Source organism: Bifidobacterium favimelis (assembly GCF_037963085.1).
Lineage (GTDB): Bacteria > Actinomycetota > Actinomycetes > Actinomycetales > Bifidobacteriaceae > Bombiscardovia > Bombiscardovia favimelis.
Genome location: NZ_JBANDZ010000001.1, coordinates 1,224,555 through 1,237,113, shown reverse-complemented (window position 1 = coordinate 1,237,113; position 12,559 = coordinate 1,224,555). Strand labels below are relative to the sequence as shown.

10 protein-coding genes are annotated in these 12,559 nt (G+C 65.5%); 4 read left to right on the top strand and 6 right to left on the bottom strand.

Annotation, left to right across the window (positions count from 1 at the left end; all coding sequences use genetic code 11):
• The first annotated feature begins 179 nt into the window (after positions 1-179).
• Positions 180-1,685, top strand: a complete 1,506-nt coding sequence (locus V6584_RS05065) for a bifunctional folylpolyglutamate synthase/dihydrofolate synthase (RefSeq protein WP_340469384.1) — start codon at positions 180-182, stop codon at positions 1,683-1,685.
• Complete coding sequence (gene smc / locus V6584_RS05060) at positions 1,685-5,344, top strand: chromosome segregation protein SMC (RefSeq protein WP_340469382.1); 3,660 nt, start codon at positions 1,685-1,687, stop codon at positions 5,342-5,344. Before V6584_RS05065 ends, smc begins: the two co-directional genes overlap by 1 nt.
• Before the next feature lie 27 nt (positions 5,345-5,371).
• Here smc and V6584_RS05055 read toward each other — a convergent pair whose 3' ends face one another.
• The 4 genes from V6584_RS05055 to V6584_RS05040 all read right to left on the bottom strand — a co-directional run bounded on the left by V6584_RS05055 (position 5,372) and on the right by V6584_RS05040 (position 10,008).
• A complete protein-coding gene (locus V6584_RS05055; RefSeq protein ID WP_340469381.1) occupies positions 5,372-6,088 on the bottom strand; it encodes an aspartate/glutamate racemase family protein in 717 nt (238 codons plus the stop codon).
• A complete protein-coding gene (locus tag V6584_RS05050; RefSeq protein ID WP_340469762.1) occupies positions 6,085-7,278 on the bottom strand; it encodes a carboxylate--amine ligase in 1,194 nt (397 codons plus the stop codon). Before V6584_RS05050 ends, V6584_RS05055 begins: the two co-directional genes overlap by 4 nt.
• Before the next feature lie 133 nt (positions 7,279-7,411).
• Positions 7,412-9,019, bottom strand: a complete 1,608-nt coding sequence (locus V6584_RS05045; protein ID WP_340469380.1) for a UDP-N-acetylmuramoyl-L-alanyl-D-glutamate--2,6-diaminopimelate ligase — start codon at positions 9,017-9,019, stop codon at positions 7,412-7,414.
• 230 nt (positions 9,020-9,249) lie between these two features.
• On the bottom strand, positions 9,250-10,008 hold the full coding sequence (locus V6584_RS05040; protein ID WP_340469378.1) for an exonuclease domain-containing protein: 759 nt from the start codon (positions 10,006-10,008) through the stop codon (positions 9,250-9,252).
• A 167-nt stretch (positions 10,009-10,175) separates the two neighbouring features.
• Here V6584_RS05040 and V6584_RS05035 point away from each other — a divergent pair, with 167 nt between their 5' ends.
• Positions 10,176-10,781: a sigma-70 family RNA polymerase sigma factor gene (locus tag V6584_RS05035; RefSeq protein ID WP_340469761.1), complete on the top strand. Its 606-nt coding sequence runs from the start codon at positions 10,176-10,178 to the stop codon at positions 10,779-10,781.
• Between the two features lie 41 nt (positions 10,782-10,822).
• On the top strand, positions 10,823-11,071 hold the full coding sequence (locus V6584_RS05030) for a hypothetical protein (protein WP_340469376.1): 249 nt from the start codon (positions 10,823-10,825) through the stop codon (positions 11,069-11,071).
• Between the two features lie 181 nt (positions 11,072-11,252).
• Here V6584_RS05030 and V6584_RS07955 read toward each other — a convergent pair whose 3' ends face one another.
• Both V6584_RS07955 and V6584_RS05025 read right to left on the bottom strand, forming a co-directional pair.
• Positions 11,253-11,327, bottom strand: coding sequence for a 50S ribosomal protein bL37 (locus V6584_RS07955; RefSeq protein ID WP_099327425.1), 75 nt, complete (start codon positions 11,325-11,327; stop codon positions 11,253-11,255).
• A 173-nt stretch (positions 11,328-11,500) separates the two neighbouring features.
• The gene (locus tag V6584_RS05025) at positions 11,501-12,466 is read right to left on the bottom strand and encodes an aldose 1-epimerase family protein (protein WP_422678585.1); all 966 of its coding nucleotides are present in this window, start codon (positions 12,464-12,466) and stop codon (positions 11,501-11,503) included.
• Positions 12,467-12,559 lie beyond the last annotated feature (93 nt).

Genomic DNA, 12,559 nt, shown 5'->3' with positions numbered 1-12,559 from the left:
GGATGAAGCACCAAGCGGATCATACGGTGGTTCTTTCATCCTAGTGCCTTCCTCAGATGAATCCCAGACCGGGTCCGCAGGGGGCTGTGCCCAGGGTGGATGTAGCCCATCCGGTAGGGCCAGAGCATAGAATGGAACCCGGCTAAGTGCATAGGATTTCACACAGGCAAAGGCGGAGCATGTCATTCGAGCATCCCAATCGTGAGGGTCACAGCATCCACGAGGTGGAGAGGGCCATCATGTCCAGGCCCACTGAGCACAAGAACAAGGGGCTGGACCTCAAGCGGATGTCCATGATGCTGGACCTTCTTGGCCACCCCGAGAAGAGCTTCCGAGTGATCCACGTCACCGGGACCAACGGGAAGGGGTCCACGGCACGGATGGCCGAGGCCCTGGTCAGGGCTTACGGCCTGCGCACCGGCCTGTACACCTCCCCCCACCTGGAGAGGATCAACGAAAGGATCGCCATAGACGGCAGGGACCTTTCGGACGACGATTTCGTCGATGCCTACGACCAGATCAAGGACTTCATAGCCCTGGTGGACGCCAGGAGCGAGCAGGAGGGTCAGGCCCCCATGAGCTTCTTCGAGGTCCTGACCTCCATGGCCATATGGGCCTTCGCCGACGCCCCGGTGGACGTGGCCGTGATCGAGGTGGGGATGGGCGGCCTGTGGGACGCCACCAACGTCCTGGACGCGGATGCGGCCGTCATCGGACCCGTCGACATGGACCACATGCAGTGGTTGGGAGACACTGTCGGGCAGATCGCCACGGAAAAGGCGGGGATCATCAAGAAGGGGTCCACGGTCATCATCGGAGCCCAACCCCACGAGGAGGAGGTCATGCCCATCCTGGAAGAGGCTGCCCGCGAGCGGGGGGCCGCCAGCGTCCTGCACGACGGACAGGAGTTGGAGGTCCTCTCCAGGACGCCCGCCGTGGGAGGGCAGGTGGCCAGCCTGCGCACCCCCAACGGGGATTATGAGGAGGTCCCGATCGACAAATTCGGAGTCCATCAGGCCCACAACGCCCTGGCCGCCCTGGCCGCCGCCGAGACGGTGATCCCGGTCAACGGCCCCCTGGACGGCGATCTGGTGGCTGAGGCCCTCAGCCAGGTGAAGGTGCCCGGCCGGATCGAACAGGTGAGGACCTCCCCCACGATCATCGTCGATGGGGGCCACAACCTGAACGCGGCCCAATCCCTCCGGGCCGCCATAGAGGAGAACTATGACTTCCAGCAGCTGGTGGGGGTCGTCGCCATGATGGCCGACAAGCAGGTGGAGGACTACCTTGGCGTTTTGGAGCCCATACTCAGCCAGGTGGTGGTCACCGAGAACTCCTGGCGGGAACGGGTCATGCCCGCCGAAGACCTGGAGAAGATCGCCGTCAAGGTCTTCGGCCCCGACCGCGTGATCAGGCGGGACTCACTGCCTGATGCGATACAGGAGGCCGTCGACCTGGTGGATTCCCAGGATGAGACCGGGGTCGGATACGGGCGCGGGGTCCTGATCTGCGGAAGCTTCGTCACGGCCGGCGACGCCAGGACCCTCCTCAAGGAGACCCCGGACCCGGATCTGGCCAAGCCGAAGTCGCAGCGTGCGGAAGACCCCTCGGGCCGGTCGGTCCCCGGGGCCGACGAGGCCGAAGGGGATGACGGGGATGACGGCAGGGGGGCGGGTCAGGCCTGATGTATCTCAAGGAGCTCACACTCAGGGGGTTCAAGTCCTTCGCCTCCGCCACCACCCTGCGTTTCGAACCCGGCATCACGGCCGTCGTGGGGCCCAACGGGTCGGGCAAATCCAACATCGTGGACGCCCTTGCCTGGGTGATGGGGGAGCAGGGGGCCAAGAGCCTGCGCGGGTCCTCCATGGAGGACGTCATCTTCGCCGGCACCTCGTCCAAGCCCCCCCTCGGCAGGGCCCAGGTCAGCCTGACCATAGACAACAGCGACCACACCCTGGACATCGACTACGCCGAAGTGACCATCTCGCGGACCATCTACCGCAACGGGGGGTCGGAGTACGCCATCAACGGTTCCTCCTGCCGCCTCCTGGACATCCAGGAGCTTCTCAGCGACACCGGCCTGGGACAGCAGATGCACGTGATCGTGGGACAGGGCAGGCTGGATGCCATCCTCAGGGCCGACCCCAGCGGCCACCGGGCCTTCATCGAGGAGGCCGCCGGTATCCTCAAACATCGCAAACGCAAGGAACGGGCCCTGCGCAAGCTCGCCAACACACAGACCAACCTCTCCCGCCTGGACGATCTGATAGGGGAGATACACCGGCAGCTGGGGCCCCTGGGCCGACAGGCCAAGGTCTCCCGCAGGGCGGACATGATACAGGTCTCCCTTAGGGACGCCCAGGCCAGGATCTATGCGGAGGACGCCCTCAACTCGAGGACCCGTCTGGGACAGGTTCGCCGGGAGATGGCATCCACCAGGTCCCGGCTGGAAGCCGGTCAGCGGGACCTGGCCAGGATAAGGATGCAGATCGAGCAGATCGAAGGCCGCAACAGGCAGTCCAGCCCCCAGCTGGAGTCCATCAACCAGGTCTGGCATGACCTGACCCGTCTGCAGGAGCGCTTCCGGTCCCTGTCCTCCCTGGCGGGGGAACGGTCCAGGTCCCTCATGGGGCAGGTGGACCGGAACCCTGGGGAGGACCCTGACATTCTCGAGGCCAGGGCCGCGGAGCTGGACGGCCAGGCCAAGGAGAAGGAGACGGACGTCTCCCGGGCCAGGCTGGACCTGGACCGTGCCGTCGAGGCCCGGGCGGATGCCGAACGTCAACTGGCAGGGATCAGACAGACCCTGACTGAGCTGAGGACCGCCGCCAGACGCAGGGACACGGAGATGGGCAGCCTGCGCGAAATGATGGCCAGGGAGGAGTCCGCCCGGCAGTTGGCCGTCAGCCGGCAGGAGGACCTCAAGGGCCAGATCGGAACCACGCGGGAACAGTTGGAACAGGTCAGGCGGCAGGTGGACGGGCTCACCCTGGAGGACCAGTCGGACCAGGCCGACGGGGGCGATGAACTCCAGCAGGCGACCCAGGCTGGCAGCGAGGCCGGCCAGGCCCTGGAGGCTCTCAGGGACAGGCAGCGCGTCATGCAGGCCCAGGCGGTCTCTTTGAAGGCCAAGGCCGATGCCCTTGATGACACCCTGTCCAACCGGGGTCTGGACCAGGGCCAGGACGGGAGGAACCTGCCCGTTCTGGGGCGCCTGTCCGATTACATACAGGTCGAGGAGGGGTGGGAGGAGGCCCTGGCCCTGGCCCTGCGCGATTATGACGGTGCCCTGGTCGTAGACGGCCCCGACTCCCTCTTCGAGGCCCTTGCCCAGGTCAGAAGGGACCACCTTGGCCGGTCCGCCTTCCTCCTGGCCGACAGGGGGACTTCCCGCGCCGACCCTGCAACCGCCGCACGAGGGGGAGGGGCCGCCCCATCTGGTCCAGCCATCCCGGCAGCCGGCCTGGTCCGGCTGCGGGAGGGGGCCGCCGACGGGAAGCATGCGGCCGCCGTCCTCGATACCCTCCGCCTCCTCCTGGCGGGCACGGCAGCCGTAGAGGACGGTCAGGAGGCCCTGAAGGCGCTCTCGGCAGGTTGGGATCAGGCCGTCACCAGACAGGGGGACCTCTTCGACCGGGGCGGGGGCATCGGTGGGTCCGGTGCCGCCACCAGCGATCTGGCCCTGACGGCAAAGAGGGACAGGGCCCTGGAGGAGGCCGGGAGTCTGAAGGAGCAGATGGACCGGTTGGCCGTTCAGATCGGCCAGGCCGAGCAGGTCCAAGCCCAGGCGTCCCAACGTCTTGATCAGGCCCGTGCCCGGCAGACCGAGGCCCGGGTCAGGGCCGAACAGAGGGGGGCCGCCATCTCCCAGGCCCGTCGGCAGGCCGCCACGCTGGAGTCCAGGATCAAGGAGCTCCAGGAGAAGGCCGAACGGACGGCCGAGGACGAGCGGATGCACCAGATCAAATACGACGACCTCAAGAGCGGGCTGGACAAGGCCGGCGAGGAGGGGTCGGACCAGGTGGATTTCGACGACATGGACCGGCGTGAGCATGAGCTTGAATCCTCCCTGGATCAGGGCCGGGCCCGTGAGATGGAGGCGAAGATGGCCTGGCAGGAGGCCACCCGCAAGGCCCAGTCCCTGTCCAGGCAGGCCGGTCTTCTGCACGACCAGGCCGCGCAGGCGGCCGAACACCGCAAAAAGGTGGCCGTCCGCAACCAGGAGAGGCGGCATCAGGCTGCCGTCCTGTCAGATTTGGCCGCGCGGGCGGGCAGGATGTCCGACCTTGCGGGTCAGGCGCTGACCTCGGCTGACCGCGAGCGCAGCCGCCTCAAGGAGGAGGCCAGCGCCCAGGACGAGGAACTGGCCGGCCTCCGCAAGGAACGGGACGGGCTGGAACCCAGCGTGGGAGCCCTGCGGGACCGTGAGCACGAGCTGGACGTGACCAGGGAACGCCTGGCCACCCAGGACGGCCAGCTCCAGCAGCGCATCCATGACGAGCTGGGCATGGAGACCGACGGGCTGATACGGGACTACGGGCCCGACCGCCCGGTTCCCGTCCTGGACGAGGAGGGCAACCCCGTCCCCCTGGAGGACCCGCAGGCCGGGCAGGCCCAGGCCCAGGGCGACGACACCCGGGCCGAAGGCCGATACAGGACGGTGCCCTATGTAAGGGACGAGCAGGCCAAGCGCCTGGAAAAGGCCAAGCGGGATCTGGCGGCCCTGGGCAAGGTCAACCCCCTGGCCACGGAGGAGTATGAGGCCCTCCAGGCCCGCAACAGCTACCTGAACGACCAGAAGGCGGATGTGGTCAAGACCCGGGATGACCTGATGGGCCTGGTCAAGGACCTCGATGCCACCATGGTCCAGGTCTTCAAGAGCGCCTTCGACGATACGGCGGCCGCCTTCGAGCGGATGTTCTCCACCCTCTTCCCCGGGGGGTCCGGCCGTCTCAGGCTGGAGAACCCTGACGACCTCCTGACGACCGGCGTCATCGTGGAGGCCAGCCCGGCCGGAAAGAAGGTCAGGCAGCTCTCCCTCCTGTCCGGAGGGGAAAGGTCGCTGACGGCCCTGGCCCTCCTCTTCGCCATCTTCACGGCCCGGCCCAGCCCCTTCTACGTCATGGACGAGGTCGAGGCCGCCCTGGACGACGTCAACCTGACACGGCTGATCAGGGCCTTCAATCAGCTGCGCGAACACGCCCAGTTGATCATCATCACCCACCAGCAGCGGACCATGGGCATCGCCGATGCCCTCTACGGGATCACCATGCGGGGGGATGGGGTCTCGGCAGTAATCTCCCAGAAGCTGGACAGGGGCCCTGACTCCGACCTGGGCCGATGAGGGCGGGGGCCGCCCCCGCCCCCCGTCTCAGCGGCCGGCCCTGAGTGCCCTGGCCATCTGGACCGTCCGCTCGGCCAGGATGGCCTGGGAGTCGACGATGGGAAGATCGGGCATGGGGTAGACCTCGTTGAGGACGGAGAGTTCGGTGCAGCCCAGGAGGACCGTGTCACACCCGTAATCCTTGAGGAAGATGTCCAGGACGGCCAGGTAGCGGTCCCGGTCCAGCCGACCCTCCTTCACGTCCCTGTAGATCAGGTCGTTGACCTTCAGCTGGGTCTCCCGGTCCGGTTCCACCAGGGTGTAGCCGGCCCTCCCGGCAGGCCCCTCGTAGATCCCCGCCAACCTGGTGCCCTCAGTCCCCATGTACCCCATGCGAGGATGGTCTTGTGCCGGGAAGCGGTCGCAGGCCCAGTCGATCGTCTCCGCAGGCATGTCCACGATGGGCACCCGGGTCAGGGCCTGGAGCTGGGGGAGTGAACGGTGGGCCGTGTTGCAGGCCATGACGATGAAGGAGGCCCCCATGTCGCTGGCCTGGCGCACATCCTCGGCCAGGCAGGGGAAGGGGTCGTCCCCGCTGAGGCCCTGTATGAAGGCGGTCCGGTCGGGGACCGAGGCGTGGTTGAAGACCACGTAGTCCAGGAAATCCTGGTCCCGGTGGGCGTCCGTCATCTTGTCCAGCACCCTGACGAAACTCTCCGTGGCCAGGGTCCCCATGCCTCCCAGCACTGCAAAGAAGTCCCTCATGCCATGCCCCCCTTGTCCTTGAAGTAACGTGCGTATCGCTCGCGGTAGATGGAGTACATGTGCCTGATCATCAGTCTGCGCAGGAGGCCCGAATCCTTCCGGTAAGCCAGTGTGGTCCCCCACCTGCCGCTCTTGATCATGGCCAGTCCCCGCCGTTTGTCTTCATTGTCCGCTGCGTAGGTGCGGAAGATGTCGACCGGTATCTCCATCCAGAGCCGGTCCCCGCGGGCGTAGAGCGTATCGCCGTCGAAGGGGGTGCCGTCGACCAGGTCGTTCACGAAGTAGCGGGCCAGGTTGCACCCGTTCAGTGTGACGAAGTAGCTGCTGCGCCCCTGACGGAGGTTGATTTCGAACAGCTTGTACTCCCCGTCGCGCTCGTCGTATTTCATATCGAAGTTGGCGACCCCGCTGTAGCCGATGTCCTCCAGGAAGGACTTGAGCCTGTCGAAGACACCCTGGTTGAAGTCGGGGATGATGGCGGCGTAGTTGCCGACCGCCTCAGGGGTGGGGTCCTCCAGGAGGGGGTGACCCAGGAACATCATGCGCACCTTGTGGTTCCGGTCGACATAGGCATTCAGGACCCGCATGCGGCTGTCATCTCCCGGGATGAAATCCTGAATCACCATCTCGGACCGGTAACCTGCCGCGTAGGCCCGGCGGATCATGGTCTCCAGCTGACCGGGGGAGTCGAAGATGAAGGCCTTCTTCCTGCCTTCGAAGTCTATGCCCAGCCACTCGGCGCTGTCGGCCGGTTTCATGGCCACCGGGTAATCGAACGGGAGGTCCTTGTAGTCCCCCCTCTCCACCCCCTTCTTGTCCACGGTCTTGGTCCGTGGGTGGGGGAGTTGGTACCGGTCGCAGAGCCTGTAGAACTCCGACTTGAGGCTGAGCCTGCGGTTGAGGCCGGAATCGATGGCGTTGAAGACGAACCACTGCCTGAGAGCCCCCCCGTCGGCGTCCAGGAGGTTGGCATAGACGTCACCACAGGGCAGGAGGAGGAGGGTGGTGTCCGGATGCTCCCGCTTGTATGACCGGCCCCACTCGGTCAGGGTGCGGGTGAAGATTTCAGGCCGGTCGAACCCCTTGACGATGTTGACGTCGATGATACGGCTGAACTTGGTGGGCGACAGCTGCATGTGCGCGAAGGCCGTCGATTTGACCCCGTAAGCCTCATGGAAGGCACGGGCCATGCCATAGGCGTTGATGTCGCTGCCGAGTATGACCGGCTGGAACCGCCGGGTTGACTTGCTCACCTGAATCTCCTTAGCTGGTGAATCCTGAAGGTGTATGTGTGCGGACGCCCCGGAAGGCCGGCCGTCTTTCTCACCGGGCAACACGGGACCCCTCCCCGGGTGGGGTGGCGGGGGACCTGTCCGAGAGGAGGCGGGCGACGACCCGGTCATCGCCCTCGTAGGGCAGGTGGCGGCCCTGGCTCTTGATCCACCGTTCCTCCCCCTTGCCTATGACCAGGACCACGTCGAAGCGTCCATCGGATCCGGCCTGGTCGACCGCCGTGCGGATAGCCTCCGTACGGTCGATGACCGTACGGACCTCTACCTCCCTGTTGGTCACGAAGCCCGCCATCTGCCTGCAGATCTCCTCCGCGCTTTCATCGCCGGGGTCGTCGGTGGTCAGGATGATCTCGTCGACCCTGTCCTGGGCGGCCGTGATGATGCCGGACCGGCGGTCCTGCGCCTTGCCTCCGGCCGACCCCGTGATCAGGGTGACCCTTGGGTCCCTTTCGCCGTACCTGCCCTCCACGAAGTCCAGGAGGGCGCCGACGCTGGCCTGGTTGTGGGCATAGTCCACATAGACGACCAGGCTGTCTGCGCAGAAGCGCTCCATACGTCCGGACACGCGGATCCGACTCAAGGCTGTGAGGTCATCGGATCCTGGATTCAGGCCCAGACAGGAGACGATGGCCATCGCCGCCGCGGCGTTCAGTCCGTTGAAGTCGCCGTCCATGGACAGGGTCAGGCGGCCGATCTCCTTCCCCCTCCCATAAAGGAGGAAGGTGTCGGGCAGGCCCCCCGCCTCATCCGCCTGGTCGACCGGGACGGCCATGAAATCGCCGTCGGCCGGGGACCCGTCCTGCCGGTCGGACAGGGCGAAGGTGGTCACGGGCACTCCGGCCATCCCGGCATCCTCGCGGATCAGGTCGGCATGGCCGCAGGCGGATCCGAGTACCAGGCGGCGGCAGTTTTGGACGATCCGGCGCTTGCAGTAAAGGTAGTCCTCGAAGGTGGGGTGCTCGATCGGGCTGATGTGGTCAGGGGATATGTTGAGGAAGGCCCCGACATCGAAGGTGAGCCCATAGACCCTGTCCACCTTGTAGGCCTGTGACGACACCTCCATGACCAGGTAGCGCATGCCCCCGTCAACGGCCTGCCTGATCATGCGGAAAAGATCCAGGGATTCCGGCGTCGTCAGCTGGGACTCCTCGTAGTGCTTCCCGTCCAGACAGTTGTCGACCGAGGAGAGGAGGGCCGCCCTCCCCCCGCTGGACCGGTTGAGGATGCCCTGCACGTAGTAGGCGGTGGTGGTCTTCCCCTTGGTTCCGGTGATCCCCACCAGGGCCAGGTCGTCTTCGGGGTGACCGTAGAAGTCGGCGGCCAGAAGGCTCATGGCCTTGCGGACGTCGTTGACTATGATCCCTGGAGCCCCTGTGCATTCGTTCATGGGGGTTTCGGATACGTAGGCCGCCATGCCGGCCCTGTCCGCCTGCACCAGGTAGTCGGGCTTGAACGAGCCCTTGCAGAAGTAAAGAGCGCCCTCCGTCACCGTTCGTGAGTCATAGGAGACCCCGGTGAAGGGCCTGCGGGCATCAGGCAGCCGCCCGGGATCGAGGAACCAGCTGTCCCCCTGGATGATTTCCCGCAGGAGTCGGTGCCCGGCGAGCGTCTCCACTGCGGATTCCAATGTCAAAGCCATGCGTGCCGTTCCTTTGTTCACAACCGGATCGCGCCGTCAGCCGGGGCAGGGGTGCCCGTCCCGTGCGATGCCGGCTGGCCCCATGCCGGGACCGGGCCCGTCGGCGGCCCGTCACCGCCGTTCAGACGACCGGTCCCAAGTCTATATCCGTCGCCTGTCCAGGACGGGGCCGGACGGCCTGCCTTGACCGAATGGACAAAATGGGGAGAGCGGCTGGCGTGTCGGACGGATCAGAACCAGCTGTCGGTGATCGGGCGCCTCATGTGGGAGGTCAGCCACTGGTTGAAGGAGGCCTTCCATTCCTCGTGGGCCTGGCGTTGCCAATCCATGAGATGGTCCAACGTGATTCGGGCCAGCTGGGGGTAGAGGGTGGTCATGGGCTTGATCAGGTCGATGGAGACGACCGTGTCGGCTGTGGCATCGTGGTAGTTGCCGTGCGGGCGGACCCCGTAGTATTCGGCCGTGTAGCTCAGCGTCCGCCGGCCGGAGCGGTGGGATATGGCCCTGTCCAGGACCAGGGGGTCCACCACCAGCATGTCGTCCGGCACGAATTCGGGCACGGTCCCTCCGGCCCACCTGCCGATGTCGCCGTTGAGCATGTGGACGTCGAACGGTGCGTTGTAGGCCAGCAGGGGGATCATCTTCGCCTGGGCGCCGGCGATGATCCCCGCGATCTGTGCGATGGACTCGGCCGGTTCGCTCCCGTTCTCGGCCAGGTACTCGTCGGTGAAGCCGTTGACCCGGCTGGCCCCCTTGCTGATGTGGCGGTGGGGGTTGATCACCCAGCTGGCCACGGAGTCGCCCTCGTATCCCTGTTCCGGGTCCCGAAGGACCAGGCTGGCCGAGACGATAGCGTCCTTGCCTGGCTTGGTGCCGGTGGTTTCGGTGTCGAATCCCAAAAGCCATGATTCGTCGAGCCGGGTGTCCGCCCCCTGCGTGGGTGCCTGGGTCACCGCCTCTTCCATAGCTGTGAAAACATCGTCGATCATGGTCGCCAATCCCCTCCTGTTAGTCAACATGGTAGCCGAAGCGGTTCTCAAGGGGGCCGGGCCGTTCGGATGTCGCTGCGCGTCTTCGTCCCCCTCGATGGCACAATGGAGCTGTGGCAGAAAAAAACGAGCTTGAAAACAGGAAACGCCGGTTCGAGGAGCTCGCCATGCCCGCAGTGGATGTGCTCTACCGCCAGGCCATGAAACTGACCAACAACCCCGACGACGCCCAGGACCTGGTCCAGGACACCTTCGAGAGGGGTTTCAAGGCCTTCGACCGCTTCCAGCCGGGGAGCAACTTCGAGGCCTGGATGACGACGATCGAGCGCAACGCCTTCTTCAACCAGTACCACAAGGCCAAGCGCCGGCCGCAGAGGGCCAACGATTCCACCGGCGAGTACAACGACTGGGACATCTATTCAGCCTCCGAACATGGGTCTGAGGGCCTCAAATCAGCCGAACAGGAGTACCTGGAGACCTTCGCCCCCCAGGAGATCATGGCCGCCTTGGACAGGCTCAGCCCGGAGCGCCGCCGGGTCTTCATCGACGCCGCCATCGACGGCAAGAGCTACCAGCAGGTGGCGGATGAGCAGGGGATCAAGATCGGGACCGTCATGAGCCGGCTGAACCGTGCCCGCACGCAACTGCGCCAGGAGTTGGAGAGGTATGCGGCCGAGCGGGGCTATGGCCAGGGCAAGGAAGGTGCGGAGACCGGCTCGCCGTCAGCGGAACCTGGCGGGCGCAGGCCTGTGAAGCCTAGTATGAAGTCATGACCGCACAGGGTCGTTGCAGGAAGGAAACAGGGAGGGTCGACATGGCCGGACACGTAGAGGTGAGTCGCTATATCGCGCGCAGCGACGGGGACGGCGTCAGCGTCACGGCATCCAGCCTGCACATCGAATCGGCCCAGGACCCTTCGGCCGATTGCTTCGACCCCGCCACCTGCTGCGACGAGCGTGAACGGCGGGTCATAGAGGAACTCAGGGCCTATCTGAGGCCGACAACGGCCCCCGCCTGCCTGATAGACCGACTTCAACACATGTTCGACGACCTGGACGGATGATCTTCCACGGCCAAATCCGGCGCAGGACTTGACTCCCCAGGGGAGGGCCAAGCGTCTCCTGCCGCCTCCGCCACCCCTGTCTGCGTTCCCTCCGGTGGTCTTTGCCGGTGGAGGCATGGACGGGCTGTGCAGGGGTGAAGAAAAAAAGAACCCCGGCTCCTGACGGAACCGGGGTCGACGATCAGGTGTTCGGCCTCTTGCCGTGATTGGCGGCCTTCTTGCGGCGATCCCTGCGCTTGCGTCCGCGCATACCCATGATGGACTCCTTTGCTGCTGAATATGAAACAAGCCTGCTACAGTATCGCACAATCGCTTGACCTTTGCCCGGGACAGGGCCTGCAGGACGACGGCGAACCGCAGGATGCGGCCCTCTTCCCGGCCCGCATGCCGTAACCGGAAGAAGCGGGGAGGGGGAGGAGCGGCACCCTTTCACAGGGTCTGGGCGTGGTAACCCACCTGGGTGGTATAGGTGGCCGCCGGCTTGAGGACGACCAGGTCCTTGCCCGTCCGGAAGGCGTTGGCATAGGCGGTCATGGGCTCGACGGCGACCCCTGCCGGCCGGAAGCTGGCATCAAAACCGGTCCCGGTGCACACCTGCCAGGAGTTTATCGTCTCATCGCCCCACAGGCTGACCTGGATGCCGTCCGGCCTGGTGAAGACCGCCGTGCTGGTCCCGTCCCCGTCACGGTCTGGATCGCTCCAGGCATCGTCGAAGGACCTCCCCTGGAGTCTGGGACCCTGGGTCAGGTCGTAGATGCCGCTTATGTCCTCCTGGCCTGTGGGCAGGAGTCGGTCCGGGTCCACGGTGACGTGGGTCCGGCAGGGGAGTCTGAGGGAGCAGGCCGAATTGTCCTCCTCTATGGCATCGCCGGTGGACCGCTTCCCGTTGGACAGCCAGGGGTGGATGCCGAAGGCCCAGGGGGCAGGCTCGTCCCCCATGTTGGTGGCGCTTGTGGTCATGGTCAGTCCCTGATCGTCGATGGCATAGGTCACGGTGACCAGGACGTCGAAGGGATAGGACTTGAGGTCCGGCACCCTCCATGTGAGGGTGACGCCGTTCTCGGTCAGTCTCTGCAGACTCCAGTAATAGCGGTAGCCGAATCCGTGTATGGCGTTGTTGCGTTCATGCTCGTCGATGGGCATCTGGTAGGTCCGCCCCTGGAAGGTGTACTCGCCGTCCTCGATGCGGTTGGGGTAGGGGACCAGGACGTTTCCGTTGCTGCAGGGCACCTGGCCGTCGGGGTCGAAGGGGACCACAAGGTCTTTCCCGCGGTATCTGAGTACCCTCAGGATGGCGCCCAGCTCGGTGACGACCGCCGTATAGTCACCGAATCCGATTGAAAACTGCTGGCCTGTCCTTGGCAGGGCAACGCCTGTCATCTCACTGTGATGCATATCCCCACTTCCATGTGCTCGTGGATGTTTCCTCTCCCCATGATACCTGCATGCCTGTCTGGCCCGCCTCGGCCCGGGTCTGGGTGCGCTTGG

Excerpts from the sequence above, each read along its gene's own strand:
- V6584_RS05065 (WP_340469384.1), top strand. The coding sequence starts at position 180 with ATGTCATTCGAGCATCCCAATCGTGAGGGTCACAGCATCCACGAGGTG.
- smc (WP_340469382.1), top strand. The coding sequence starts at position 1,685 with ATGTATCTCAAGGAGCTCACACTCAGGGGGTTCAAGTCCTTCGCCTCC.
- V6584_RS05055 (WP_340469381.1), bottom strand. The coding sequence starts at position 6,088 with ATGAGGGACTTCTTTGCAGTGCTGGGAGGCATGGGGACCCTGGCCACG.
- V6584_RS05050 (WP_340469762.1), bottom strand. The coding sequence starts at position 7,278 with ATGGCCCGTGCCTTCCATGAGGCTTACGGGGTCAAATCGACGGCCTTC.
- V6584_RS05045 (WP_340469380.1), bottom strand. The coding sequence starts at position 9,019 with ATGGCTTTGACATTGGAATCCGCAGTGGAGACGCTCGCCGGGCACCGA.
- V6584_RS05040 (WP_340469378.1), bottom strand. The coding sequence starts at position 10,008 with ATGATCGACGATGTTTTCACAGCTATGGAAGAGGCGGTGACCCAGGCA.
- V6584_RS05035 (WP_340469761.1), top strand. The coding sequence starts at position 10,176 with ATGCCCGCAGTGGATGTGCTCTACCGCCAGGCCATGAAACTGACCAAC.
- V6584_RS05030 (WP_340469376.1), top strand. The coding sequence starts at position 10,823 with ATGGCCGGACACGTAGAGGTGAGTCGCTATATCGCGCGCAGCGACGGG.
- V6584_RS05025 (WP_422678585.1), bottom strand. The coding sequence starts at position 12,466 with ATGCATCACAGTGAGATGACAGGCGTTGCCCTGCCAAGGACAGGCCAG.